Consider the following 25,950-nt stretch of genomic DNA (forward strand, 5'->3'; position numbering starts at 1 on the left):
ACATGTTCAGCGCGTGCACGCGGTGTGCCGCGTCGTCATACCTCACTCAGCAGCAAATAACGTGCGCCTGCTCAGTCCGCTTGCTTGCGCAGGAACGCCGGAATGTCATACGTATCGACGCCCTTTTCCTGCAGCGCCTGCACGTGCGATGCCGCGGTTTCGCGCGTCGAACGCCACACGGCCGGGGTGTCGAGCTGACCATAATCCGTCGTCGATTGCCCATGCTGCGCGCCGTAAGTGTTGTGCGAAGGCTGATGGCCGTGCGCGATCGGCTGATTGTCGGTGCCCGTGCGCAGCAGGGTCATCGGCGCTTGCTGCTGCTTCTTGGCCGCGCGGCCCAGACCAGTTGCCACCACCGTCACGCGCAGTGCATCGCCCATTGCGTCGTCGTACACGGCGCCGAAGATCACGGTTGCGTCATCGGCTGCGTAGCTCTTGATGGTGTTCATCACTTCACGCGTTTCCGACAGACGCAGCGAACGGCTCGACGTGATGTTCACCAGCACGCCACGCGCGCCCGACAGATCCACGCCTTCCAGCAGCGGGCTTGCGACAGCCTGCTCGGCGGCGAGTCGCGCGCGATCGACGCCGGCGACCGTCGCCGTGCCCATCATCGCCTTGCCCTGCTCGCCCATCACCGTTTTCACGTCTTCGAAGTCGACGTTCACGAGACCATCGACGTTGATTATTTCCGCGATCCCGGCCACTGCGTTGTTCAGCACGTCGTCCGCGCACTGGAAGCACTTGTCCATCTCGGCGTCATCGCCCATCACCTCGAACAGCTTGTCGTTGAGCACGACGATCAGCGAGTCGACGTGATCCTCCAGTTGCTGCGAGCCGGCTTCCGCGACGCGCATGCGGCGGCCACCTTCGAACTCGAACGGCTTGCTCACCACGCCGACGGTCAGAATGCCCATTTCCTTGGCGATCTGCGCGACCACCGGCGCCGCGCCCGTGCCCGTGCCGCCGCCCATACCCGCGGTGATGAACACCATGTGCGCGCCGCGCAGTGCATCGGCGATGCGCTCGCGCGCGTCTTCCGCGGCTTCCTTGCCCTTATCCGGTTTCGCGCCTGCGCCGAGACCAGTCATGCCGAGTTGCAGAACTGCCGGCGCGCGGGAACGCGCGAGCGCCTGAGCGTCGGTGTTCATCACGATGAAGTCGACGCCCTGCACACCACGGTTGATCATGTGCTGAACCGCGTTGCCGCCAGCACCACCAACGCCCACGACCTTGATGATCGTTCCGTTGGTTTCCGTTTCCAGCATTTCGAAATCCATGTTGCCTCCGTCAAGAATGAAGATCGGCGTTATTCGATGAAAGATCGGGCAACCTCTCGTCGCGCGCCAGCCGCCGGTACCAGCGCGTAATTCTTTTTATTGCCTGTTGCTTAAAAGTTTCCGAGGAACCAGTCCTTCATCCGCGAGAAGACTTGTCCCATCGAACCGTTTTGCACCGCGACCTTGCGGCCGCGCATGCGTTGCGAGCGTCCTTCCGCGAGCAAGCCCATTGCCGTCGAGTAGCGCGGATTGCGCACCACGTCGGCGAGACCGCCCGCGTATTCCGGCACGCCGATGCGCACCGGCTTCAGGAAGATGTCTTCGCCGAGCTCGACCATGCCGGGCATCATCGCCGCGCCGCCGGTCAGCACGACGCCGCTCGACAGCAGCTCTTCGTAGCCCGACTCGCGCACGACCTGCTGCACCAGCGAGAACAGCTCTTCGACGCGCGGCTCCACGACCGCCGCCAGCGCCTGGCGCGACAGCGTGCGCGGACCGCGCTCACCGAGGCCCGGCACTTCGATCATTTCGTCCGGATCGGCGAGCGCCTGCTTCGCGATGCCGTAGCTCACCTTGATGTCTTCCGCGTCGGGCGTCGGCGTGCGCAGCGCCATCGCGACGTCGCTCGTGATCTGGTCGCCAGCGATCGGAATCACGGCCGTATGACGGATCGCGCCTTCGCTGAAGATGGCGATGTCGGTCGTGCCGCCGCCGATATCGACCAGCACCACGCCGAGTTCCTTCTCGTCCTCGGTCAGCACCGCGAGCGACGACGCCAGCGGTTGCAGGATCAGGTCGTTCACTTCGAGCCCGCAGCGGCGCACGCACTTCACGATGTTCTGCGCCGCGCTCACCGCACCCGTCACGATGTGCACCTTCACTTCGAGGCGGATGCCGCTCATGCCGATCGGCTCGCGCACGTCTTCCTGACCGTCGATGATGAATTCCTGCGTCAGGATGTGCAGCACCTGCTGATCGGTCGGGATGTTGATCGCCTTGGCGGTCTCGATCACGCGCGCGACGTCTGCCTGCGTGACTTCCTTGTCCTTGATCGCGACCATGCCGCTCGAATTGAAGCTGCGGATATGGCTGCCCGCGATCCCGGTGAAAACGTTCGTGATCTTGCAATCGGCCATTAGTTCGGCCTCCTCCAGCGCGCGCTGGATGGACTGCACCGTGGCCTCGATGTTGACCACGACGCCCTTCTTCAACCCCTTCGAGTCGCTCTGACCGAGTCCGATCACCTCGTAGTGGCCTTCGCCCTTCAGTTCGGCGACGATCGCGACCACCTTCGACGTTCCGATGTCGAGGGAAACCAGCAGGTCTTTGTAGTCTTTGCTCATAGCGTGCTCATGCCTGTGATGTCTGCTTACTTCTTGGCCTTATCGGTGTCGTTGATGAAGCGCATGTTCGCGGCTCGTATGGCGAAGCCGTTCGGGTACCGCAAATCCGCATATTCGATGTCTTTCCCCCATCGTCCCGTAACGGACGTCCACGACGCGACAAAACGCTTGCAACGGTCATTCAGCGTGTCCGGATTGCGCTCGCGGCCGAGTTCGATCTGCGTGCCGTTCGAGAGCTTGACCGTCCACGCGAAGCGCGGCGACAGCGTCACTTCCTCCGGCTTCGCGTCCAGCGGCGCGAACCACTTCTGAAAATCGCGATACCGCGCGACCACTTCCTTCGCCGTGCCCTCGGGACCGTCGAAGGCCGGCAGATCGTCGTCGAGTTCGCCCTGATTCGCCGTGAAGAGATCGCCGTCGACGCTCACCAGTTGATCGTTGCCCCACGTGCCGAGCGGCTTGTATTCCTCCAGCGTCACCGCGAGCGCGTTCGGCCACACGCGCCGCACGCTCGCGTGGCGCACCCACGGCACCTGCTCGAACGCGGCGCGCGCCGCATCGAGATCGACGGTGAAGAAGTTGCCCTTCAGATGACCGACCACGCTCGCGCGCACGACCGGCGAACTGACGTGCGTGGTGTCTCCGTCGATCTGAATTTCGCGCAGGCGAAACTCGGGACGCTGGATCGCCCAGTAACCCGCGGCGCCCAGAAGCAGCAGCACGAGCACGACGTGCAGCGCATTGGCGGCGAGGTTGAGTTGGCGAACGTTGTTCCACATGGTTTCGCTTCTTCGTGTCCTGTGTGTGATCGACCTAATTCTTCAGCGTGAGCGACAGCACCTTCACGACGAGATCCTTGTAGCTAATGCCGACCGCGCGCGCGGCCTTCGGCGGCAGCGAGTGATCGGTCATGCCGGGCGCCGTGTTCACTTCGAGGAAATACGGGTTGCCGTCCGAGTCGAGCATGAAGTCGGCGCGGCCCCAGTCGGTGCAGCCGAGAATCTCGAACGCGCGCTTGGTCAGTTGCTTCATGCGCGCTTCTTCGGCTTCGGTCAGGCCGCACGGAATCAGGTACTGCGTGTCGTCGGCGACGTACTTCGCGTGATAGTCGTAGAACTCGCCCGCCGGCACGATCTTGATGACCGGCAAGTCGAGATCGCCCGCAATGCAGCACGTGAACTCGCCGCCGCCCTCGATGCTCTTCTCGACGATCACGATCTTGTCGAAATTCGCCGCTTCGGCGAGCGCGGGCACGAGCGTTTCCGCGCTCTTCACCTTGATGACCGCGACACTCGAGCCTTCGCTGGCCGGCTTCACGAAGAGCGGCAGGCCGAGCTTCGCGATGATGTCCTGCGCGCGCGCCGCGTAGTCTTCGCCGCGGAACACGGTTTCGAACGGCGGCGTCGGAATGCCGGTCTGCTGCCACACGAGCTTCGTGCGCAGCTTGTCCATGCCGAGCGCCGAGCCGAGCACGCCACTGCCCGTATAACGGATGCCGTAGAAATCCAGCGCGCCTTGCAGTTGCCCGTTCTCGCCGTAGCCGCCATGCAGCGCGATGAACGCGCGCACGAAGCCTTGCGCCTTCAGATCCGAAAGCGGATGCCGGGCCGGATCGAACGGATGCGCGTCGATGCCCGCGTCGCGCAGACCTTCGAGCACGAGGCGCCCGGAATTGAGCGAGACCTCGCGTTCGGCGGAATTTCCACCGAGCAGCACCGCGACTTTGCCGAACACGGCCGGATCGATTTGATTCACTTGATTGCTCGTTACGTCTGTCATTTCAGTTCTGGCCGTTGGCCACATTGGCCAGCTTTCCGCACACACCGCCGATGGAACCCGCGCCCATCGTGATCACCACATCGCCGTTGCGCGCGATCGTCGTCACCGCGTCGGGCACTTCGTCGATCGTTTCGACGAACACCGGCTCCACCTTGCCCGCGACGCGAATCGCACGCGCCAATGCCCGGCCGTCCGCCGCGACGATGGGCGCTTCGCCTGCCGCGTAGACATCGGTGAGCACGAGCGCATCGACGGTGGACAGCACTCTCACGAAATCCTCGAAGCAATCGCGCGTGCGCGTATAGCGATGCGGCTGGAACGCGAGAACGAGACGGCGATCGGGAAATGCGCCGCGCGCCGCCGCGATCGTCGCGGCCATTTCGACCGGATGATGACCGTAGTCGTCGATCAGCGTGTATGCGCCTTCGCCGGTGCTCGCGTTCACTTCGCCGTAACGCTGGAAGCGCCGGCCCACGCCGTTGAATTCGGCGAGCGCACGCTGGATATCGGCATCGGCGACTTCGAGTTCAGTCGCGATCGCAATTGCCGCGAGCGCGTTCTGCACGTTGTGCGTGCCCGGAAGGTTCAGCACGATGTCGAGCGACGGCGCATCCGCGCGCAGCGTCGTGAAATGCATGCGGCCATCGCGCGCCTCGACGTTCACCGCGCGCACTTCCGCTTCGGCGCCCAGGCCGTAGCGGATGATCGGCTTCGACACGAACGGCAGGATCTCGCGCACGTTCGGATCGTCGACGCACAACACCGCGATGCCATAGAACGGCAGACGATGCGTGAACTCGATGAACGCCTGCTTCAGCCGCGCGAAGTCGTGGCCGTAGGTGTCCATGTGATCGGCGTCGATGTTCGTGATGACTTCGATCACCGGGAAGAGATTCAGGAACGATGCGTCCGATTCATCCGCTTCCGCGACGATGAAATCGCCCGTGCCGAGCCGTGCGTTCGCGCCCGCGCTGTTCAGGCGGCCGCCGATCACGAAGGTCGGATCGAGCCCGCCCGCGGCGAGCACGCTTGCGACGAGCGAAGTCGTCGTGGTCTTGCCGTGCGTACCGGCGATCGCGATGCCCTGCTTCAGACGCATCAGCTCCGCGAGCATCACGGCGCGCGGCACGATCGGCACACGACGATGACGCGCGGCGAGCACTTCGGGATTGTCGGAACGCACGGCCGTCGACACGACGACCGCATTAGCGCCCTCGATGTTCTGCTCGTGATGGCCGATTTCGACACGCGCGCCGAGCGCACGCAGCCGCTCGGTCACGGCGCCGTTCGCGAGATCCGAACCGCTCACGTGATAGCCGAGATTGAGGAGCACCTCGGCGATGCCGCTCATGCCAGCGCCGCCGATCCCGACGAAGTGAATATGCTTGACGATATGTTTCATTTAATGTGCCTCCCGAGCTTGCGCGTTCACACGCGCGCCGGCCACGTCGGCGCATATGCTCGCGACCTTCTCGGTCGCGTCCGGTTTCGCGAGTGCGCGCGAGCGCTCGGCCATTTGCTCGAGCGATGCGCGCGACTGTGCGCGTAGCCAGTCGGCGAGCTTCTGCGCCGACAAATCGCGTTGTTGTATCAATTCAGCCGCGCCGTTCTTCGCGAGAAAGGCGCCGTTGGTCGTCTGGTGATCGTCGACGGCGAACGGGAACGGCACGAAGAGCGCGGCCACGCCGACCGCGGCGATCTCCGACACCGTCATCGCGCCCGAGCGGCAGATGACGAGATCCGCCGATGCGTACGCGAGCGCCATGTCCTCGATGAACGGCACGAGTTGCAGGTCTTCACCGCGTGTGAGACCGGCCGCTGCGTAGTTCGCTTCCAATGCTTCGATATGCTTCGCGCCCGCCTGATGAACGATGCGCGGACGCTCTTCCGGAGAGAGCATCGCGAGCGCCTTCGGCACGGTTTCGTTCAATGCGGCCGCGCCGAGACTGCCGCCGACGACGAGCACATTCAGACGCCCGGAACGCGCGGCGTAGCGTACTTTGGGTGGCAACGCGCTCGTTAGTTCCGCGCGGATCGGATTGCCCGTCCATTCGGCATTCGGCAGAGCATTCGGGAACGCGACGAGCACGCGTTTGGCGAGATGCGCGAGCACCTTGTTCGCGAGTCCCGCGATCGAATTCTGTTCGTGCAGCACGAGCGGGCAGCCCGCGAGCTTCGTCATGATGCCCGCCGGAAACGTGATGTAGCCGCCCATGCCGAGCACGACATCCGGCTTCACGCGACGCAGCGCGGCGAGACTCTGCGAGCACGCGCGCAGCAGATTTACCGGCAGCATCAGCTTCGTCTTGATGCCCTTGCCCCGCACGCCGCCGAAGCGCACGTATTCCATCGGAATGCCGTGCTTCGGCACGAGCGTCGCTTCCATGCCGTTCGCATTGCCGAGCCACACCACGCGCCAGCCGTGCGCCTGCATCCAGTGCGCGACCGCGAGCCCCGGGAACACGTGGCCCCCGGTGCCGCCCGCCATCACCATCAAGGTGCGGTCGCGTTGCGCGGTCATACTTTTCCTCCGCGCATGAGCACCCGGTTCTCGTAATCCACGCGCAGCAAGACAGCCAGCGCGACGCAGTTCAGCAAAATGCCCGAGCCGCCGTAGCTGACGAGCGGCAGCGTGAGACCCTTGGTCGGCAGGAGGCCGAGATTCACGCCCATGTTGATGAAGGTCTGCGCGCCGAACCAGATGCCGACGCCCTTCGCCATCAGACCGGCGAACGTGCGATCGAGCGCGAGCGCCTGGCGGCCGATCTCGAACGCGCGGCGCACGATCCAGTAGAACAGCAGGATCACGCAGATCACGCCGACGAATCCGAGCTCCTCGCCGATCACCGCGAGAATGAAGTCGGTATGCGCTTCCGGAAGATAGTTGAGCTTTTCGACGCTCCCGCCGAGGCCGACGCCGAGCCACTCGCCGCGTCCGAACGCGATCAGCGAGTGCGTCAACTGATACGCCTTGCCTTGCGCGTAACGGTCGTCCCACGGATCGAGGTAAGCGAAGATCCGCTCGCGGCGCCACGGCGATGCCCACACGAGCAGCGTGAACGTGCCGACCGCCGTCGCCACCAGTCCGCCGAACAGCTTGCCGTTGACGCCGCCGAGGAACAGCACGCCCATCGCGATGGCGGCGATCACCATGAACGCGCCCATGTCGGGTTCGAGCAGCAGCAACGCGCCGACCGCGCCGACCGCGACGGCCATCGGCAGAAAGCCCTTGCCGAAGCTGTGCATGAATTCCTGCTTGCGCACGGTGTAGTTCGCGGCGTAGATCGTCACCGCGAGTTTCATGATTTCCGACGGCTGCATGTTCGTGATGCCGAGCGGAATCCAGCGGCGCGCACCGTTCACGCCTTTACCGACGTGCGGGATCAGCACGATGACGAGCAGCACCAGCGCGAACAGGAACAGCTTGGGCGCGTACTTCTCCCAGGTCTTGATCGGAATCTTGAACGCGATGATCGCGCCGACGAGCGCCGTCGTGATCGAGACCAGGTGGCGCACGAGGAAGTGATAGTCCCGATAGCTCGCGTACTTCGGAGAATCCGGCATTGCTATGGACGCCGAATACACCATCACGATGCCGAGGCCGAGCAGCGAGATCATCACCCACAGCAGCGAATAGTCGTAGTCGAGCATGCGCGAGCGCGCGGGGCGCACGCCGTTCACCGCGCTCGAAATGCCGCCGCGCGTGCCGGAGCCGGAATTCGAGCGGCCCGCGAGCGAGTCGCCCGGCATCGCGTTGCGCTGGCCCGTGAGTTTCGATCCGAAGCGGTCCGACCAGCTCATAGCATCACTCCCCGCGCGGCGGCGATTTCTTCGACCGCGCCGCGAAACACATCGGCGCGGTGTGCGTAGTTCTTGAACATGTCGAGGCTCGCGCACGCGGGCGAGAGCAGCACGGCGTCGCCGGCTTCCGCGATGCGCGCAGCGGCGTTCGTCGCGGCTTCGAGCGTCGCGTGGTCTTCGAGCACGACACCTGTAGACGCGAGTGTTTCGCGGATGCGCGGCGCGTCGCGACCGATCAGCATGACCGCGCGCGCCCAGCGTGCGACAGGCGCTTCGAGCGGCGAAAAGTCCTGGCCCTTGCCGTCGCCGCCGGCGATCAGCACGATGCGTTGCGCGAGGCCATCGAGCGCTGCAACCGTCGCGCCGACGTTGGTGCCCTTGCTGTCGTCGACGTAATCGACGCCATCGATTTGCGCGATCACTTCCACGCGATGCGGCTCGCCGCGATACTCGCGCAGGCCGTGCAACAGCGCGGCGAGCGGCAGATCGATCGCACGCGCGAGCGCGAGCGCCGCAAGCGCGTTCGCCGCGTTATGAAGACCGCGGATACGCAGTGCATCGACCGGCATCAGCCGCTTCGAGACGACGTTCGGCTCGCTGAATTCCTGCTTGCGGCGGCGCGACGGCGCGGGTTCGTCGGCGGCATCTCGATCGACACCGATGACGAGCCACGTCATGCCGTTGTCGCGCAGCAAACCATAATCGCCGACATGACACGGCTCGTTCAGCCCGAACGTCACGACGCGGTCCTGCGCGATGTTTTTCGCGAGCGCCATCGTGCGGGCGTCGTCACGGTTCAGCACACGCGTCGTGCGCAGACCGAAGATGCGTCCCTTGGCGGCGGCATACGCGTCCAGGCCGCCGTGCCAGTCGAGATGATCCTGCGTGATGTTGAGCACCGCGGCCGCGTGCGGAGCGAAGGTATGCGAGGTTTCCAGCTGGAAGCTCGACAGTTCGAGCACCCAGACATCCGGGAGCGCGGTTTGATCGATGGCTTCGGTCAGCTTGTCGAGCATCGACGGGCTGATGTTGCCCGCAACCGCGACCGACTTGCCCGCACGCTCGCACAAAAGGCCGGTGAGCGCGGTGGTCGTGGTCTTGCCGTTCGTGCCGGTGATCGCGATGACCTTCGGCGCGTAACCGTTCAGGCTCAATCCGGCGAGCGCCTGCGCGAAGAGTTCGAGTTCGCCCCACACGGGAATACCGCGTTCGTTCGCTGCGGCGATCAACGGCGCGAGATCGGGCGCGAGCGGCGAAAGCCCCGGACTGATCGCGACGAGTTCGATGCCGCCGTCGAGCAATGCGGGCGTGAACGCGCCGCCGATGAAATCCGCATCGATCTTGTGGATCGCGAGCTCGGAAAGATTCGGCGGCGTTTCGCGCGTATCGGCGATCTTCAGGCGGCAACCGTGCCTGGCGCACCAGCGCGCCATCGCCAGACCGGATTCACCCAGTCCCAGCACGAGCACCATCGGACTTTGCCGACCGACAAACTTCTCGCCAAACATCGCTTTACCTTTCCCAAAAACCTGAAACCGCGAAAACGCAAAAAGATCAACGCAACTTGAGCGTCGACAAGCCGAAGAGACACAGCATCAACGTGATGATCCAGAAGCGCACGACCACTTGCGTCTCGGTCCAGCCGGACAACTCGTAGTGGTGATGCAGCGGCGCCATCTTGAAGAAGCGTCGGCCTTCGCCGTAGCGGCGCTTCGTGAACTTGAACCAGAAGACCTGCAACATCACGGAGAGCGTTTCCGCGACGAAAATGCCGCCCATGATGAAGAGCACGATCTCCTGACGGACGATCACCGCGATCGTGCCGAGCGCGCCGCCGAGCGCGAGCGCGCCGACATCGCCCATGAAGACTTGCGCGGGGTGCGTGTTGTACCAGAGAAACGCGAGACCCGCGCCTCCCATTGCGGAACAAAAGATCAAAAGTTCGCCTGCGCCGGGAATGTGCGGGAACAGCAGATATTTCGAGTAGACCGAGCTGCCCATCACGTACGCGAACGCGCCGAGCGACGCACCCACGAGCACGACGGGCATGATGACGAGGCCGTCGAGGCCATCGGTGAGATTCACCGCGTTGCTCGAACCGACGATCACGAAATACGTCATCGCGATGAAGCCCCACACCCCAAGCGGATAGGTGATCGACTTGAGGAATGGCAGCATCAGGTCCGCGCGCGCGGGCAGGCCCATCGACAGGCCGCTCTTCACCCATGCCATGAAGAGATCGAACACGCGCGCGTTGTTCGCCTCGGAGACGCTGAACGCGAGATACACGGCCGCGAAAATGCCGATCACCGATTGCCAGAAATACTTCTCGCGCGAGGACATGCCGCGCGGATCCTTATGCACGACCTTGCGATAGTCATCCACCCAGCCGATCACGCCGTAGCCGAAAGTGACGAGCATCACGATCCACACGAAGCGGTTCGTGAGATCGGCCCAAAGCAGCGTCGATACCGCGATGCCGATGAGAATCAGCACGCCGCCCATCGTCGGCGTGCCGGATTTGACGAGGTGCGTCTGCGGGCCATCTTTGCGCACAGCCTGGCCGACCTTGAGCGAGGTCAGCTTGCGGATGACCCACGGGCCGCAAACGAGGCCGATCAAAAGCGCCGTCGCCGTGGCTCCCACGGCGCGGAACGTGATGTAGGTAAACACGCGCATGAAGCTGGCGTCATTCTGAAGCCATTGCGCGAGTGCGAGTAGCATACGGGTCCTTCTCTTTCAGTGAATCAATGTGCCGCGGGCGCATTGCCCGCAGCGGGTTGTTGTGGAGTCGTCAAGGCGTCCACCACACGCTCCATCTTCATGAAGCGCGAGCCTTTGGCGAGATACGTTGCGTTGTTGCCGTAACCTGCGCGTTCGAGCGCTGCGACCATTTCGGTGACGTCACCGAAATGCTGCGCGGTTTGCTTCGATGCTTGCGCGTTGAATGCGTTCACCGAATCGACACTGGCGGCGCCGAGCGCGAAGAGCGCATCGATGCCGCGCTCGGCTGCATACGCGCCGACTTCCCGATGAAACGCCGGACCTTCTTCGCCGACCTCGCCCATGTCGCCCATCACGAGCACGCGGGGCGCTGCCTGCGATGCGAGCACGTCAATTGCAGCGCGCATCGAATCGGGATTGGAGTTGTACGTGTCGTCGATGACGGTCGCGCCCGCGAGCGCGCCGAGGATCGCGCGCTTCACCTGCAGGCGGCCCTTCACCGGCTGAAACGATTCGAGGCCGCGCTTGATCGCATCTAGCGAGACGCCCGCGGCGAGCGCGGCTGCGGTCGCGGCCATCGCATTGCGCGCGTTGTGTTCGCCGAGCACGTTCAACGCGACGTCGAGCGCGCCTTGCGGCGTCTGCATGCGCACCGTCGTGCCTTCGAGCGTGCCGGTGACGGCTGCTTTCGACGCGTCGTCCGTCAGCGCGAAGTCGATGATTGCGTTGTCCGTCGCGGCCGTGCGCCAGAAGACGGCGTATTGATCGTCGGCGGGGAACACGGCGGTCCCCGTTTCGCCGATCGCGTGAATCACCGACGCATGTTCGAGCGCGACCGCTTCGACCGTCGCCATGAACTCCTGATGCTCGCGCTGCGCATTGTTGACGACGGCCACATCCGGCGCGGCGATCTTGCCGAGCGCTTCCGTTTCGCCCGGATGATTCATGCCGAGCTCGACCACCGCGAGCTTGTGCGACGCATTCAGACGGAACAGCGTGAGCGGCAAGCCGATGTCGTTATTGAAGTTGCCAGCCGTCGCGAGACGCGATTCCTCGCCGACCGCAGCCGCGAAAATCGACGCGATCATCTCCTTGACTGTCGTCTTGCCGTTGCTGCCCGTGACAGCGACGAGCGGCATCGTGAAGCGCTTGCGCCAGCCGTGCGCCAGCGCACCGAGCGCGGCGCGCGTGTCCTTTACCTTGATGACAGGAAGCGACCAGGCATCGACGTTGCTCGGGTCGCGTGACACGAGCGCCGCAGCCGCGCCGCTCTTCGCTACCTGATCCAGGAAATCATGCGCATCGAACCGATCGCCCCGCACCGCGACGAACAGGTCTCCGGCCTGAACACCGCGACTGTCCGTGACGACGCGCTCGATGGCCACGTTTTCTTCGCCCTTCAGGACGGCGCCGGGAATCATCGCGGCGGCTTCGCGCAAGGTGAACATCGTCATTCGCCACCTCCGCGCTGTTGCGTGGCGCGTGCGGCAAGTGCGAGCCTCGCGTGATCCTGATCCGAGAACGCGCGCTTCTTGCCCATGATTTCCTGCGTCGCTTCGTGTCCTTTTCCCGCGAGCACGACGACATCCTCGCGCGCCGCCGAGCGGATCGCCTGCAGGATCGCGCTCGCGCGGTCTTCGATGCGGCGTGCCTTGGCGGCATCGGTCATGCCGATTGCGATCTGATCGATGATGGCTTGCGGGTCTTCGCTGCGCGGGTTGTCGCTCGTGATGACGACCTGATCAGCGAGGCGCTCCGCGATTGCGCCCATCAACGGACGCTTGGTCGCATCGCGATCGCCGCCGCAGCCGAACATGCAGACGAGCTCGCCGCCGCGCGCCTGAGCGATCGGGCGCAGCGCGCTGAGCGTTTTGTCGAGTGCATCGGGCGTGTGCGCGTAGTCGATCACGACGAGCGGTTCATCGCTCTGAACGCGTCCGCCGAGACGCTCCATACGGCCGTTGACGGATTCGAGCTTCTCGATGCGCGCGATGGCGGCGGCAAACGGTACGCCGACTTCGAGCAGCACGCCGAGCACGGAAAGCAGATTGCTCACGTTGAACGTGCCGAGCGTGCCCACTTCGACATCGGCCTCGCCCCAGTCGGACGACAGATGAAACGCGGTGCCCGTCGCGGTCGCGCGGACTTGCGTCGCGAGCAGCATCGCGTCGGCGCTCGGCACGGCATCGACGGGCATTTCGACGCCGTAGGCAATCGTGCGCACGTTGCCGCGCAGCGATTCGATCAGACGTCGGCCCGCAGCATCGTCGCGATTGACGATCGCGGTCTTGAGCGACGGCCACGAGAAGAGACGCGCCTTCGCGGCTTCATAAGCGTCGAAGGTGACGTGATAGTCGAGATGATCCTGCGTGAGATTCGTGAAAATGGCGATGTCGAAATCGACGCCATTCACGCGGCCCTGATGCAGCGCATGCGACGACACTTCCATCGCGACACCTTCCGCGCCCTGCACCTTCAGTTGCGCGAGATTGCGCTGCAACTGCGGCGCGTCGGGCGTGGTGAAACCGCTATGCACGAGCTTGCCCGGCATGCCGATGCCGAGCGTTCCGACGATCGCGCACGGACGGCCGAGCGCCGTCAACGCCGTGGCGATCCACTGGCTGCACGAGGTCTTTCCGTTCGTGCCCGTCACGCCGACGGTCAGCATCGATGCCGTGGGCTCGCCGTACCACGCGGACGCGATCGGGCCCGCAAGCTCGTTCAGCGCCTTCACGGCGAGCGTCTTCGATGCATCGGGCTTGCCCGCGAACTTCTCCGGCTGATACAGCGCCGCAGCCGCGCCCGCGGCGAGCGCGGCGTCGAGATACCGGCGGTTGTCCGCACCGTCGACCGCATAGGCGAGGAACACGTCGCCGCTTTTGAGCGAGCGCGTGTCGGCGTGCAGTTGCGCCTCGGGCTGCGCGTGCGCGCGCAGCCATTGAACGGCATGTGATACGTCCTTTTGCATCTTGCTCTGTCGGGCTTGCGCGCTCATCGCACGACTCCCGGGTGCGTCTTCGTGTTGCTCGACACCGCCACTTTCTTCGCGGTGTTCGCGGTGTTTCTGTTCGCCGGCTGCTGGGCGGCCGGTTGTGCTGCGGAATTCGAGTCGTCCGTCACGACCATCTGCTTGACCGGCATGTCGGGCGGCACGTTGAGCGCGCGCAAGGTATCGCCGACGATGCCCGAGAACACCGGACCCGACACCTGACCGCCGAAGTGGCTGCCGACCGTCGGTTCGTCGACCGATACCGCCACGACGATGCGCGGATTCGGCATCGGCCCCATGCCGACGAACGATGCGCGGTACTTCGAATGGTCGTAGCCGTGACCGCCGTGCTTGTACGCCGTGCCCGACTTGCCGCCGACGCGATAGCCCGGCACGGCCGCATCCGGCGACGTGCCGCCCTTCGCCGTCACGGTTTCGAGCATCGCGCGCACTTGACGCGCAGTTGTGGGCGCGAACACCTGCTGACCGATTGGCGGCTGATCGCCGGGCGTGCGGAAAATCGAAACCGGCAGGATGGTGCCGTCGTTGGCGATCGCCGTGTACGCGCGCGCGAGCTGGAACAGCGACGCCGACAAGCCGTAACCGTAGGACATCGTCGCCTGCTCGATACGCCTCCAGCTTTTCCACGGCCGCAAACGCCCCGTCACCGCGCCCGGGAAACCGACCTTCGGCGCCTGACCGAGCCCGATGCTCGTGTACATGTTCCACATTTCTTCGGGGCGCAATTGCATCGCAATTTTGGTCGCGCCGATATTGCTCGACTTCTGAATCACGCCGCCGACCGTGAGCGTGCCGAACCCGGAATCGTCCGTGATGCGCGCGCCGTCGAGCACGAAGACACCGCCGCCCGTTTCGACGAGCGTATTCGGCGTCACCCGGTGCAGATCGAGCGCGAGCGAAACGGTGAACGGCTTCATGATCGAGCCCGGCTCGAATGTGTCCGTGAGAATGCGGTTGCGCAACTGCTCGCCCGTCATGCGCGCGCGGTCGTTCGGGTTGTAAGTGGGATAGTTGACGAGCGCGAGCACCTCGCCCGTTTTCACGTCGATCACGATCGCCGCGCCTGCCTTCGCCTTCGACTTCTCGACGGCCGCCTTCAGGTTCGTGTACGCGATGTACTGAATCTTGCTGTCGATCGAGAGTTCGACATCCGTACCGTTGTGCGGCACGACCTGCTCGTCGACGTCCTCGACGATGTGGCCCATGCGGTCCTTGATGACGCGACGCATGCCCGGCGTGCCGGCGAGGACGTTCTGGTCGCCGAGTTCGACGCCTTCCTGGCCCTTGTCTTCAATATTAGTAAAGCCGATCAGGTGCGCGGTGATTTCGCCTTCCGGATAGAAGCGCTTGTATTCGCCGCGCGAATAAATGCCGGGAATATCGAGCGCGGCGACTTTCTGCGCGACTTCGAGCGACACCTGGCGCTTCACGTAGACGAAGGTCTTGTCCATCGAGAGCTTCGCGCGCAGCTCTTTTTCCGGCATTTCGAGCAGCTTGGACAATTGCGCGAATTTGTCCGCGCCGAGATCGTTCGGCACGGCTTCGGGAATCGCCCAGATGGCCTTCACCGGCAGGCTCGTCGCGAGCACGAGGCCGTTGCGGTCGCGGATCTGGCCGCGCGTCGCCGGCATTTCGAGCGTGCGCTGATAGCGGCTCTCGCCCTGCTTTTTGAAGAACGCGTTGCCCGGACCCTGAATCCAGAACGCGCGTGCGGCGAGCGCGACGAACGCCATGAAGAGCAGGAACACGACGAACTTCGAGCGCCACATCGGCAGGCGCACGGCGAGAAGCGGGTTCGGCGTATGAGCGATGTCTTTCTGCTTCGCGGATTTTTTCATCGCTTGGCTCCGCGGGCAGGCGGCGCCGACGCCGGCAGCGGCGGCGGCATGGGTGCGTCGGCGGCCTTGCCGGTCGCCGTGTCGTAGGTGAGATATTGCGTGCGGCCGGTCGTCACGGGCTGCATTTTCAGTGAGTTAGTGGCCAACTGCTCGATGCGCGACGTCTTCGAAAGCGCGCTCTGCTGATACTGCAACTGCGCGTAATCCTGCTGAAGCTGACGCTCGTGCGACTGCGCGCGCTGCAGGTCGATGAATATCTCCCGCTGCTGATTGGTGGAGCTGACGACCGACAGCGCGCACCCGAGCACGATGATCAGCAGGAAGATATTGAGACGGTTCATGGCGCGATCCGCTCAGCGATACGCATCACAGCGGACCGCGCGCGCGGATTGTCGGCGACTTCGGCATCACTCGGAAACACGCGTCCCACCACGCGCAGCGGCGGGCTGGGAAGATCGACCGCACGGATCGGCAAGCGACGATCCACCGCCGGCGCGTTCGCGTGCGCCTGCATGAACCGCTTGACGATCCGGTCTTCGAGTGAATGAAAGCTGATCACGACCAGCCGCCCCCCTTGCTCCAACAATGCCAATGCCGACTCAAGTACTACCTGCAGCTCCGCAAGCTCTTGATTGACGTGAATCCGTATAGCCTGAAAGGTGCGAGTTGCCGGGTCCTTGCCCTTTTCACGGGTTTTGACGACGTGACCCACGATTTCGGCAAGCTCGCTCGTGCTGTCGAGAGGCCCAAGACGGTCGGACTCTGCCCGGCGAGCAACAAGCGCCTTTGCAATCTGAAAAGCAAACCGTTCTTCCCCATAATCTCTGATGACCTCCGTGATTTCCTGCACCGTGGCCCGTGCGAGCCACTCAGCCGCCGACTCGCCGCGAGTCGGATCCATCCTCATGTCGAGCGGACCTTCTGCGCGGAAGCTGAAGCCGCGCTCCGGGTCGTCCACCTGCGGCGACGACACGCCAAGATCCAGCAACACGCCCGACACCCGCCCGATCCCACGCTCGCTCGCCGCATCGCGCAACGCCGCGAAGCTGTCGTGCACGATCGAAAAACGCGAGTCTTGAATCTGTTGCGCCGTGGCGATTGCAAGAGGATCCTTGTCGAAGGCGATGAGCTGCCCCGCTTCCCCCAACTGCTGCAAGATCGCCCGACTATGACCGCCGCGCCCGAACGTGCCATCTATATAGATGCCATCCGTGCGCGTGATCAGCCCGTCCACCGCTTCGTTCAGCAACACCGTCCGGTGCTGCAGCTCATTTCCCGACTTCGCCATGTTCTTCAGCGCCGCGTCAGAAAGTGAAATTCTTCAGCGCGTCGGGCATGCCCTGCGCCATCGCCGCTGCTTCCTTCGCCGCGTATGTCTGCGAATCCCACAACTCGAAGTGCGCGCCCATGCCGAGCAAGGTCACTTCTTTTTCCAGCGACGCGGCAGCGCGCAGCTCGGGCGAGACCAGCACGCGCCCGGCGCTGTCGAGTTCGACATCCATTGCATTACCGAGAAAGATGCGCCGCCACCACATGGCTTCCATCGGAAGCGCGGCGACCTTGGCGCGAAAGACTTCCCACTCCGGGCGAGGAAAGAGCAACAGGCATCCATCCGGGCTCTTCGTGAGCGTCACCCGGCCTTCTGCCTGCCCTTGCAGCGCTTCCCGATAGCGAGACGGAACCGACATCCGTCCTTTCGCATCGAGCGTCAGCGCCGACGCCCCTTGGAACACTCACCCTCTCCCCGTTTCGGACGCCCACCCTGACGCCCGTCCCACCCAGTTTTGCTCGAAAATGGCTTCTGAATCACACAAAAGACCACTTTCTCACACTGTCTCCCACTTTAGAGGAACGCATTTCCTCGGTCAAGACGCGTAACTTTTTTTCGAGTGCTTTTTATTCGCTAGAACAAGGACTTAGCGCGGGAGCTTGAAGTGACGGTGAAAGAGAAAACCGTTATGAATTAGAGAGCTAGTGCGGGATGTGAAGGTAGTACGTGAAATGAGCAGGCGAAATGAGGGAAATGTAACGGTTCTTCGAGCCGTTTCGTGGTCTGCTGTCGGGTTCCGGCGGGATGCGCCTCGGGCCGACCGGCTGCGCGATCGGTCGAGGCGTTCAATGCTCTATATGTAATAGGCCGTGCCGGTCATCACTTTGGAAGCCGCGCGCATCAGCGCGCGAACCGGAAACGGCACTTCGCTTCCACCCGCGCCGATCGCCGCGGCGGCGTGCGCGCTTTCATCGAGACGCATCTGCTCGACGATCGCGCGCGACGCGTGATCGTTCGCCGGCAGCGTCTTCATGTGGCCATCGAGATGCTGCTCGACCTGACGCTCGGTTTCAGCCATGAAGCCGAGACTCGCGCGATCGCCAAAGCGGCCCGCGACGAAACCGATCGCGAGCGCGCCCGCGTACCACAGCGGGTTCAGCAAGCTTGGCCGCGACTCCAGATCCTTCAGCCGCGTCGACGTCCACGCGAGATGATCTTCTTCCTCGCGAGCCGCTCGCTCGAAGCCCGCCTTGAGCTCGGGCGAGTTCGTGGCGAGCTTTTGCGCCTGATAAAGCGCCTGTGCGCAGACTTCCCCCACGTGGTTCACACGCATCAAGCCGGCCGAATGAGCGCGCTCTTTCTCGGTGAGTTGCGATTCTTCGGCGAGATCTCCGCCTTGCAGGTCGGAGCCGGAGATCGTCGATTCGGGAATCGGCCGCGACATGCGACTTACGCCGGTCATGGAGCGCAAGCCTCGATCGAACTCGCTGATGACTTCATCGAGCGTCATGTTGTCACCTCTCTTCATAGTCCGTGGTCACGGCGTTTGCACGTTGCGGCAAACCGTAGTCGCAGGCTCGTCGAAACTGATTTCGTGCTGCGACCAATGGCCGAGCGAGCATGCGAGGGAAAACGCGGATTCTAGCGCACATCGACAGGCCGCGACGCCGCCCAGGCTTGCCAGAACAGGTTTGCGGCAGTCTGGAGATCGTGCAGGTTTCTTGATGGAAACCGTTGCGAATGCATCGCGGTTCAGCGTGCCGACAAATTTTGACGAAGCACTTTCCGCCCACGCAACTGCACCCAAATCGCCCCTTCGCAAGCACCAGTTTTGGTAATTAGGGCAAACACGAGTCGCAAAACTCCTGCAAAACCAACATTTTAGCGCTGTTGCGTAAACGTCACATTAGTCCGGCGGATCACCCCCTTTTCCTTTGTCCGCCAAAGTCTCTTTGTTACATTACGTCTCAACTTCAATTTAGAAGCCCGGCAGGGACCGTCAACACACTGGCGCTAGAACAGTGACCTTGCCACAAAGTCGCAAACACTCCCTGGAGATCTATTCAATGAAAAAGTCGCTTCTCGCTCTCGCCGCATTGGGCGCATTCGCAGGCGCCGCACATGCGCAGAGCAGCGTGACGCTGTACGGCATCATCGACGCAGGCTTCGCCTACAACAACAACAGCAACGGCCAGAAGCTGTATGCAATGAACAGCGGCAACCTGCAAGGTAGCCGTTGGGGCCTGCGCGGCACGGAAGACCTCGGTGGCGGTCTGAAGGCCATCTTCGTGTTGGAAAACGGCTTCAACGTGTTCAACGGTCAGCTGGGCCAAGGCGGCGACATGTTCGGCCGTCAGGCTTATGTCGGTCTGTCGACGGCGCAATTCGGCACGGTCACCCTGGGTCGCCAGTACGACTCCGTGGTTGACTACACCGGCGCATTCGAAGTCGGTAGCCAGTGGGCGTCGTACTTCGGCGCGCACCCGGGCGACCTGGACAACATGAACAACTCGAATCGCGTGAACAACGCGGTCAAGTACACGAGCGCAAACTACGCCGGCTTCACGTTCGGCGGCCTGTATAGCCTCGGCGGCCAGGCTGGTCAGTTCAACCGCAACCAGATCTGGTCGGTTGGTCTCGGCTACTCGCAAGGTCCCCTGCAATTGGGCGCGGGCTACTTGAACGTCAAGGATCCGAACTACTCGTTCTTCGGCAACAACGCGACGAGCCGCAACGCAGCCACGACGCCTACGGCTTCGAACATGACGAGCCGCGTGTACTCGGGCTTCGCATCGGCCAAGACGCAGCAAGTCATCTCGGCTGGCGGTGCTTACACGTTCGGCGCAGCGACCATCGGCGCAACGTATAGCAACACGCAGTTCAAGGACGTCAACAACGAAGCAGGCGCTGGCCTGAACCCGGCTGGCTTCACGGGCGGCTCGGGCAAGTTCCACAACGCCGAAATCAACTTCAAGTATCAGCTGACCCCGGCCCTGCTGCTCGGCGTCGCATACGACTACACGAAGGGTTACGGCCTGACCGATGCCAAGTACCATCAAGGCATGCTCGGCGCCGACTACTTCCTGTCGAAGCGCACCGACGTGTACATCGACGGTATCTATCAGCACGCAAGCGGCACGGACTCGACGAACCGCACGGCGGTTGCAAACATCAACGGTCTGTCGCCGTCGTCGACGTCGAACCAGGTTGCTGCTGTTGTCGGTATCCGTCACAAGTTCTAATAAGTCGTAACAAAGCGGTATCCTCTGAAAGGCGCCTTCGGGCGCCTTTTTTTCGTTCGGGACCGCGACATTGCGCATCGGCGCGTCGCGCGCGCCCAACAAAAAAGCCATCGCGTCTCACGACACGATGGCTTTTTCGCTTCGGACGATTCGAACGCTACGCGCGGCCGTCGCGCAATTCGCGTCGCAGAATCTTGCCGACATTGCTCTTCGGCAACTCGTCGCGGAATTCGATCATGCGCGGGCGTTTGTAGCCGGTGAGCCGCTCCTTGCAGAATGCGATGACGTCGGCTTCCGTCAGGCTCAGATCCTTGCGCACGATGAATAGCTTCACCGCCTCGCCGGACGCCTGGTCCTTCACCCCGACCGCGGCGACTTCGAACACGCCCGGCAACATGGCGACGACATCCTCGACTTCGTTCGGATACACGTTGAATCCCGACACGAGGATCATGTCCTTCTTGCGATCGACGATCTTCACGTAGCCGCGCTCGTCCAGCACGCCCACATCGCCCGAGCGGAAAAAGCCGTCGTGCGTCATCACCTTCGCCGTTTCGTCGGGACGGTTCCAGTAGCCCGCCATCACCTGCGGCCCGCGAATGCAGATTTCGCCGGGTTGGCCGAGCGGCACTTCGCGGTTGTCATCGTCGCGGATGGAGACTTCCGTCGATGGAAGCGGCAAGCCGATCGTCCCCGTATATTCGGTCGCGGTCACCGGATTGCAGGTCACGCACGGCGAAGTCTCGGACAGGCCATAACCCTCGATGATCGGCACACCGGTCGCGGCAAACCAGCGTTTTGCGACGGCCTCCTGAACCGCCATGCCTCCGCCGTTCGCCGCGATGAGTTTGGAGAAATCGAGCTTGCCGAAATCGGGATGATTCAGCAGCGCGTTGTAGAGCGTGTTCACCGCCGGGAACGTGTTGATGGGAATGCCCTTCAATTCCTTGATGGTCCCGGCGATATCGCGCGGATTCGGGATCAGCACGCCCAGGCCACCAGTCCGGATCGTCAGCATCCCGCACACCGTCAGCGCGAAGATGTGATACAGCGGCAGCGCGACCACGCAAACGAACTGGTCGATGTCGGGGCGGCGCTTGCGTGCCGGATCGAGCCAGACTTCGGACTGCAGCGTGTTCGCGATGATATTGCGATGCGTAAGCGTCGCGCCCTTCGCGACGCCCGTCGTGCCGCCTGTGTACTGCAGGAACGCGACGTCGTCAGGGCTCTGGCTGACAGGCTGGAGCGTGATGCGGCCGCCCTGGTCGATCGCATCGTTGAAGCGAATGCTGCCGGGCAGGCTCCACTCGGGCACCATCTTCTTCACGCGACGGACGACGAAGTTGACCAACAGCCCCTTCAAGCCCATGAGATCGCCCATCGACGCGACGACAACATGTTTGATTGCGGTGTTCTTGACGACGGCCTGCAGCGTGCCGGCGAAGTTCTCCAGAATGACGATCGCTTCCGCGCCGCTGTCCTTGAGTTGATGCTCGAGCTCGCGCGGCGTGTAAAGCGGATTGACGTTGACGACGATATAGCCGGCGCGCAGCACGGCCGCGATCGCGACTGGATATTGCAGGACGTTCGGCATCATCAGCGCGACGCGTGCGCCGGGCTTCATTCCCCGCTGCTGGAACCACGCGGCCAGCTTTCTCGACATTGCGTCGAGCTCGGCGTATGTAATCGCCTGGCCCATGCACACGAACGCGCGGCGATCGCGATTCTTGCGAAAACTATCCTCGAGCAACTCGGAAACCGACCGATACGCGGAGGCATCGATGGACGCAGGCACGCCGGCCGGGTAAGACTGCAACCAGGGTTTCTCCATACGGCGTCTCCTTTATATGATTTTAGAATGGTCGTGCGGAAGCGAGATCGTAGCTTTTCGCCAAGCCTCCGACAACTGGGTTAGACGCCATACACCAGACCCGTTCGAGTTTGCTCGTCCGATGCACGTCAATCCAACTGCTCGACTTCGACGAGGCAATCGTAGAAGGTCGCGGAGCCTCCGAGGTCGGTCAACGCCTGACTTGTCACCTGATTCGCGTTGCAGCCATCCGGCGACAACTTCTTCCACCAGATCGACAACCCGACGACGACGCCTTCGCGCGCGCGGTCCGTCACGCGCGCGCGGGCCTGCATCGAGCCGCGATCGTTGAAGATGCGCACCAGCGCGCCATCGACGACGCCTCGCGCTTCTGCATCGACAGGATGAATATCAAGATGAGGTTCGCGTTCCGCCGCGCGCAGGCTCTCGATGTTCACGAAACTGCTGTTCAGGAAGTTGCGGGCGGGCGGAGAGATCATCGCGAGCGGATAACGAGCCGCCAGTTCCGGCGAGCCGTCCGCGGATTCGTACGGAGGCAGGTAGTCCGGCAGAGGATCGAGGCCTTCGAGTTTCAGGCGTTCGCTGTAGAACTCGCATTTTCCGGATGGCGTGCGGAACGCGCCCTCGGCCAGTGGCGCGTCGGCGATGTCGAGCTTCAGCCAGCCGGACTCCTTCAGCTTGTCCCAGCTCTGGCCCTCGAGTGTTTTGTCGTCCCAGCGGAAAGCTTTCGACGCGATCTGCTCATCAGTTTCGAAAAGCGCGGGTTCGGTGAGATCCATCGCGCGGGCGAGGCCGCGGAATATTTCAGTGTTCGGACGCGCTTCGCCGACGGGTTGGATCGCCGGAAGATTGGCCATTACATGGGTATGACCGTACGACTTGTGGACGTCCAGATGTTCTAGTTGCGTCGTCGCGGGGAAGATCAGGTCGGCGTAATCGGCGGTATCGGTCTGAAAGTGCTCAAGCACGATCGTGAACAAATCCTCGCGCGCGAAGCCCGCCTCGACCTTCGCCGAGTCGGGCGCCACCGCGACAGGATTCGAGTTGTACACGATCAGCGCTTCGATTTTGGGGCCGAACTTCTCGTCACCAGGATGGAGCAGCGCATCGCCGATCGCATTCATGTTGATCGCACGTGGCAATTTCGAAGGCCAACCGGGCAGCAAGTCCGGACGCTCCAGCGCACTGCCGTTGACCGGCGTCCAGCCTGACGAAGAAAGCAGCAAGCCACCGGCGCGTTCGCGCCACGCGCCGGTCAATGAGGGCAAGCAGGCAATTGCGCGGACCGCGTTGCCGCCACCGCGCACGCGCTGCATGCCGTAGTTGAGCCGGATCGCAGCCTTTTTCGTCGATCCGAAAGCGCGAGCGAGTTCCACGACGACGTTCTCTTCGATGCCGCATATCTGCGCAACCCGCGAAGGCGGATACTGCGCCGCCCGCGCCGCAAGTTCTTCGAAGCCGACCGTATGCGCGCTTACATATTCATGGTCGATGAAATTCTCGCGGATCAGCACGTCGATCATGCCGAGCGCGAGCGCGGCATCGGTGCCCGGGCGCAGCGCGACGTGCTGATGACACTTTTCCGCCGTGAGCGACTTGTAGGGATCGATCGCGATCAGCTTTGCTCCGCGACGCTTCGCTTCTTGCGCGCGCGTCCAGAAATGCAGGCTCGACGCGATCGGATTCGCTCCCCAGATCAGGATAAGTTCGCTCTCTTCGTAGAACTCCGCGTGCATGCCGAGGCTGGCGCCGTACGTGTAACGCAGGCCAGCCGCACCCGCGGCGGCGCAAATGGTGCGCTCGAGTCGTGACGCCCCCAGCACGTTGAAAAATCGAGCAGCGACGCTTTCTCCCTGCACCAGGCCCATCGTTCCCGCGTAACTGTATGGAACGATGGCTTCGGGCGCCCGCTGCGCGATCGGCTTCAGGCGTTCGGCGGCGAGTTGCAGTGCCTCATCCCACGTGATCGGCTCAAAGCGGCCCTCGCCCTTCTTACCGATTCGCCGCAGCGGCGTCAGAAGCCGATCTTTGTGATGTGTACGCTCGGCGTATCGGGCGACCTTCGTGCAAAGCACGCCCTGCGTCGGAGGATGATCCGGATCGCCGCTGATTTTGATCGCTTTGCCGTCTCTGACCGTTACGCGCATCGCGCAGGTATCGGGGCAATCGTGTGGGCATACGGCTCGGGCGAACTCGGCTGGAGCGTTCATTGGAAGTCCGGTAAATCAGAACGAAAGGCGGCAGATGACGGAATTCTATTACGGCCGCTATGCGATCGACCGTCCGATGCCGCAAATAGTGGCGGCGTAGAATGGAGCGACTAACGCGTTCAATAAGCGCGATCCGAATTCAAACGTGAGAGCGGTTCAAATGAATCTGATCCCAGAAATCGAAGCATCACACGACGAAATCAAAACGCTCCGACGAACGATCCATGCCCATCCCGAATTGCGCTATGAAGAGGTCGGCACCGCGAAAATAGTGGCCGAGAGCCTCGAACGTTGGGGAATTGAGGTGCATCGGGGATTGGGAAAGACGGGGGTCGTCGGAGTACTGAAGCGCGGAACTGGCGGCGCATCGATCGGGCTGCGCGCGGACATGGATGCGTTGCCCATTCAGGAACTCAATACGTTCGGACATCGATCGACGAACGAGGGCCGCATGCATGCATGCGGTCACGATGGTCACACCGCGATGCTGCTTGGCGCCGCGAAACATCTCGCCGAGCACAGCAAGTTCGAAGGGACCGTCGTTTTCATTTTTCAGCCGGCCGAAGAAGGCGGTGCGGGCGCGAAAGCAATGATCGAGGATGGTCTATTCAAGCGATTTCCAGTCGATGCTGTGTTCGGCATTCACAACTGGCCCGGCATGCCCGCCGGCAGTTTTGGCGTGGTCGAAGGTCCGATCATGGCCTCTAGCAACGAGTTTCGCATCACGGTTCGCGGAACTGGTTCACACGCAGCCTTGCCGCATAACGGACGCGATCCGGTCTTTACGGCGGTTCAGATTGCAAACGGACTTCAGAGCATCATCACGCGAAACAAAAAGCCGATCGATACGGCGGTGCTTTCCATCACCCAGATTCATGCTGGGGAAGCAGCGAACGTGGTGCCCGATCAGGCGTGGCTCGGCGGCACTGTGCGCACCTTCACCGTTGCAACGCTCGATCTGATCGAAGAGCGCATGCGCAAAATCGTCGAAGCAACTGCTGCGGCGTACGATTGCGAGGTGAAACTGCACTTCAACAGAAACTATCCACCGACGATCAACGCAGCTAAAGAGACGAGATTCGCGGCGGAAGTCATGGCCGAAGTCGTAGGACAAGATAAGGTCGACAACGCCGTCGAACCCACGATGGGCGCGGAAGACTTCTCGTTCATGCTTCTCGAGAGGCCCGGATGCTACGCGTTCTTAGGTAATGGCGATGGTGGACATCGCGAGAGAGGACATGGCGCCGGCCCATGTATGCTGCATAACGCCAGTTATGACTTCAACGACGATCTGCTGTCCGTCGGATCGTCGTATTGGGTGCGTTTGGTAGAGCGATTCATGGCTCGTTGATGAGCAGCGGCGGCGAAGAGCCGTCGCTCTTCGCGTTGGAGCGTCGCGCTGCCAAATTCGCCGCTCCAACGCAAAAACCCCACTTTTATGGGGTGGGGTTTTTGTTTTCGGCATGAGGAGCCTGACGATTACCTACTTTCACACGGGTGATCCGCACTATCATCGGCGTGGAGTCGTTTCACGGTCCTGTTCGGGATGGGAAGGGGTGGTACCGACTCGCTATGGTCATCAGGCATGACTTGTTGTTGTATCGCCTGTGGGGCGCTACAAC

The 25,950-nt window shown here is 62.8% G+C and carries 20 protein-coding genes and 1 rRNA gene; 2 read left to right on the top strand and 19 right to left on the bottom strand.

The window, feature by feature from the left end:
• Positions 1–71 precede the first annotated feature (71 nt).
• The 16 genes from ftsZ to coq7 all read right to left on the bottom strand — a co-directional run bounded on the left by ftsZ (position 72) and on the right by coq7 (position 18,555).
• Positions 72–1,280 carry a cell division protein FtsZ gene (gene ftsZ, locus IAG25_RS18345; protein WP_035510206.1) on the bottom strand — a complete coding sequence of 403 codons (1,209 nt, stop codon included), beginning with the start codon at positions 1,278–1,280 and terminating at the stop codon, positions 72–74.
• Positions 1,281–1,390: 110 nt separating this feature from the next.
• Entirely contained in the window at positions 1,391–2,623 is a 1,233-nt protein-coding gene (gene ftsA / locus IAG25_RS18350; protein WP_008342980.1) for a cell division protein FtsA, read from the bottom strand.
• 26 nt (positions 2,624–2,649) lie between these two features.
• Entirely contained in the window at positions 2,650–3,402 is a 753-nt protein-coding gene (locus IAG25_RS18355; RefSeq protein WP_035510203.1) for a cell division protein FtsQ/DivIB, read from the bottom strand.
• Between the two features lie 34 nt (positions 3,403–3,436).
• Positions 3,437–4,378, bottom strand: coding sequence for a D-alanine--D-alanine ligase (locus IAG25_RS18360; protein WP_035510201.1), 942 nt, complete (start codon positions 4,376–4,378; stop codon positions 3,437–3,439).
• 25 nt (positions 4,379–4,403) lie between these two features.
• A complete protein-coding gene (murC, locus tag IAG25_RS18365) occupies positions 4,404–5,804 on the bottom strand; it encodes a UDP-N-acetylmuramate--L-alanine ligase (RefSeq protein ID WP_187606100.1) in 1,401 nt (466 codons plus the stop codon).
• Positions 5,805–6,923 (bottom strand): undecaprenyldiphospho-muramoylpentapeptide beta-N-acetylglucosaminyltransferase, encoded by a 1,119-nt coding sequence (murG, locus tag IAG25_RS18370; protein WP_187606101.1) that lies wholly within the window; start codon positions 6,921–6,923, stop codon positions 5,805–5,807.
• Positions 6,920–8,203, bottom strand: a complete 1,284-nt coding sequence (gene ftsW, locus IAG25_RS18375; RefSeq protein WP_187606102.1) for a putative lipid II flippase FtsW — start codon at positions 8,201–8,203, stop codon at positions 6,920–6,922. The genes murG and ftsW overlap by 4 nt, the downstream gene beginning before the upstream one ends.
• Positions 8,200–9,711 (bottom strand): UDP-N-acetylmuramoyl-L-alanine--D-glutamate ligase, encoded by a 1,512-nt coding sequence (gene murD / locus IAG25_RS18380; protein WP_187606103.1) that lies wholly within the window; start codon positions 9,709–9,711, stop codon positions 8,200–8,202. Before murD ends, ftsW begins: the two co-directional genes overlap by 4 nt.
• A gap of 46 nt (positions 9,712–9,757) precedes the next feature.
• Positions 9,758–10,927: a phospho-N-acetylmuramoyl-pentapeptide-transferase gene (mraY, locus tag IAG25_RS18385; protein WP_187606104.1), complete on the bottom strand. Its 1,170-nt coding sequence runs from the start codon at positions 10,925–10,927 to the stop codon at positions 9,758–9,760.
• A gap of 23 nt (positions 10,928–10,950) precedes the next feature.
• Positions 10,951–12,381: a UDP-N-acetylmuramoyl-tripeptide--D-alanyl-D-alanine ligase gene (locus tag IAG25_RS18390; protein ID WP_187606105.1), complete on the bottom strand. Its 1,431-nt coding sequence runs from the start codon at positions 12,379–12,381 to the stop codon at positions 10,951–10,953.
• Entirely contained in the window at positions 12,378–13,922 is a 1,545-nt protein-coding gene (locus IAG25_RS18395) for a UDP-N-acetylmuramoyl-L-alanyl-D-glutamate--2,6-diaminopimelate ligase (protein WP_187606106.1), read from the bottom strand. The genes IAG25_RS18390 and IAG25_RS18395 overlap by 4 nt, the downstream gene beginning before the upstream one ends.
• Complete coding sequence (locus tag IAG25_RS18400; protein WP_187606107.1) at positions 13,919–15,775, bottom strand: peptidoglycan D,D-transpeptidase FtsI family protein; 1,857 nt, start codon at positions 15,773–15,775, stop codon at positions 13,919–13,921. The genes IAG25_RS18395 and IAG25_RS18400 overlap by 4 nt, the downstream gene beginning before the upstream one ends.
• On the bottom strand, positions 15,772–16,116 hold the full coding sequence (gene ftsL / locus IAG25_RS18405) for a cell division protein FtsL (RefSeq protein ID WP_187606108.1): 345 nt from the start codon (positions 16,114–16,116) through the stop codon (positions 15,772–15,774). The genes IAG25_RS18400 and ftsL overlap by 4 nt, the downstream gene beginning before the upstream one ends.
• Positions 16,113–17,063: a 16S rRNA (cytosine(1402)-N(4))-methyltransferase RsmH gene (gene rsmH / locus IAG25_RS18410; RefSeq protein WP_187606109.1), complete on the bottom strand. Its 951-nt coding sequence runs from the start codon at positions 17,061–17,063 to the stop codon at positions 16,113–16,115. The genes ftsL and rsmH overlap by 4 nt, the downstream gene beginning before the upstream one ends.
• Before the next feature lie 16 nt (positions 17,064–17,079).
• On the bottom strand, positions 17,080–17,508 hold the full coding sequence (mraZ, locus tag IAG25_RS18415; protein ID WP_035510172.1) for a division/cell wall cluster transcriptional repressor MraZ: 429 nt from the start codon (positions 17,506–17,508) through the stop codon (positions 17,080–17,082).
• 390 nt (positions 17,509–17,898) lie between these two features.
• Positions 17,899–18,555 (bottom strand): 2-polyprenyl-3-methyl-6-methoxy-1,4-benzoquinone monooxygenase, encoded by a 657-nt coding sequence (gene coq7 / locus IAG25_RS18420; protein ID WP_187606144.1) that lies wholly within the window; start codon positions 18,553–18,555, stop codon positions 17,899–17,901.
• Between the two features lie 556 nt (positions 18,556–19,111).
• Between coq7 and IAG25_RS18425 the strand changes: the two genes are divergently transcribed.
• Complete coding sequence (locus IAG25_RS18425; protein WP_187606110.1) at positions 19,112–20,287, top strand: porin; 1,176 nt, start codon at positions 19,112–19,114, stop codon at positions 20,285–20,287.
• Positions 20,288–20,444: 157 nt separating this feature from the next.
• Here IAG25_RS18425 and IAG25_RS18430 read toward each other — a convergent pair whose 3' ends face one another.
• Together IAG25_RS18430 and IAG25_RS18435 are read right to left on the bottom strand one after the other, a co-directional pair.
• Positions 20,445–22,118 carry a long-chain fatty acid--CoA ligase gene (locus IAG25_RS18430; protein ID WP_187606111.1) on the bottom strand — a complete coding sequence of 558 codons (1,674 nt, stop codon included), beginning with the start codon at positions 22,116–22,118 and terminating at the stop codon, positions 20,445–20,447.
• A 128-nt stretch (positions 22,119–22,246) separates the two neighbouring features.
• Entirely contained in the window at positions 22,247–24,328 is a 2,082-nt protein-coding gene (locus IAG25_RS18435; protein ID WP_187606112.1) for a molybdopterin-containing oxidoreductase family protein, read from the bottom strand.
• 160 nt (positions 24,329–24,488) lie between these two features.
• Between IAG25_RS18435 and IAG25_RS18440 the strand changes: the two genes are divergently transcribed.
• Entirely contained in the window at positions 24,489–25,679 is a 1,191-nt protein-coding gene (locus IAG25_RS18440; RefSeq protein WP_187606113.1) for a M20 aminoacylase family protein, read from the top strand.
• Between the two features lie 119 nt (positions 25,680–25,798).
• On the opposite strand, the gene rrf is transcribed toward IAG25_RS18440, so the two are convergent.
• A 5S ribosomal RNA gene (gene rrf / locus IAG25_RS18445) occupies positions 25,799–25,912 on the bottom strand.
• Positions 25,913–25,950 lie beyond the last annotated feature (38 nt).

Origin of the sequence: Caballeronia sp. EK, assembly GCF_014384845.1 — a bacterium.
GTDB classification, from domain to species: Bacteria; Pseudomonadota; Gammaproteobacteria; order Burkholderiales; family Burkholderiaceae; genus Caballeronia; species Caballeronia jiangsuensis.

Excerpts from the sequence above, each read along its gene's own strand:
- ftsZ (WP_035510206.1), bottom strand. The coding sequence starts at position 1,280 with ATGGATTTCGAAATGCTGGAAACGGAAACCAACGGAACGATCATCAAG.
- ftsA (WP_008342980.1), bottom strand. The coding sequence starts at position 2,623 with ATGAGCAAAGACTACAAAGACCTGCTGGTTTCCCTCGACATCGGAACG.
- IAG25_RS18355 (WP_035510203.1), bottom strand. The coding sequence starts at position 3,402 with ATGTGGAACAACGTTCGCCAACTCAACCTCGCCGCCAATGCGCTGCAC.
- murC (WP_187606100.1), bottom strand. The coding sequence starts at position 5,804 with ATGAAACATATCGTCAAGCATATTCACTTCGTCGGGATCGGCGGCGCT.
- murG (WP_187606101.1), bottom strand. The coding sequence starts at position 6,923 with ATGACCGCGCAACGCGACCGCACCTTGATGGTGATGGCGGGCGGCACC.
- ftsW (WP_187606102.1), bottom strand. The coding sequence starts at position 8,203 with ATGAGCTGGTCGGACCGCTTCGGATCGAAACTCACGGGCCAGCGCAAC.
- murD (WP_187606103.1), bottom strand. The coding sequence starts at position 9,711 with ATGTTTGGCGAGAAGTTTGTCGGTCGGCAAAGTCCGATGGTGCTCGTG.
- mraY (WP_187606104.1), bottom strand. The coding sequence starts at position 10,927 with ATGCTACTCGCACTCGCGCAATGGCTTCAGAATGACGCCAGCTTCATG.
- IAG25_RS18390 (WP_187606105.1), bottom strand. The coding sequence starts at position 12,381 with ATGACGATGTTCACCTTGCGCGAAGCCGCCGCGATGATTCCCGGCGCC.
- IAG25_RS18395 (WP_187606106.1), bottom strand. The coding sequence starts at position 13,922 with ATGAGCGCGCAAGCCCGACAGAGCAAGATGCAAAAGGACGTATCACAT.
- IAG25_RS18400 (WP_187606107.1), bottom strand. The coding sequence starts at position 15,775 with ATGAAAAAATCCGCGAAGCAGAAAGACATCGCTCATACGCCGAACCCG.
- ftsL (WP_187606108.1), bottom strand. The coding sequence starts at position 16,116 with ATGAACCGTCTCAATATCTTCCTGCTGATCATCGTGCTCGGGTGCGCG.
- rsmH (WP_187606109.1), bottom strand. The coding sequence starts at position 17,063 with ATGGCGAAGTCGGGAAATGAGCTGCAGCACCGGACGGTGTTGCTGAAC.
- coq7 (WP_187606144.1), bottom strand. The coding sequence starts at position 18,555 with ATGACGCTCGATGAAGTCATCAGCGAGTTCGATCGAGGCTTGCGCTCC.
- IAG25_RS18425 (WP_187606110.1), top strand. The coding sequence starts at position 19,112 with ATGAAAAAGTCGCTTCTCGCTCTCGCCGCATTGGGCGCATTCGCAGGC.
- IAG25_RS18430 (WP_187606111.1), bottom strand. The coding sequence starts at position 22,118 with ATGGAGAAACCCTGGTTGCAGTCTTACCCGGCCGGCGTGCCTGCGTCC.
- IAG25_RS18435 (WP_187606112.1), bottom strand. The coding sequence starts at position 24,328 with ATGAACGCTCCAGCCGAGTTCGCCCGAGCCGTATGCCCACACGATTGC.
- IAG25_RS18440 (WP_187606113.1), top strand. The coding sequence starts at position 24,489 with ATGAATCTGATCCCAGAAATCGAAGCATCACACGACGAAATCAAAACG.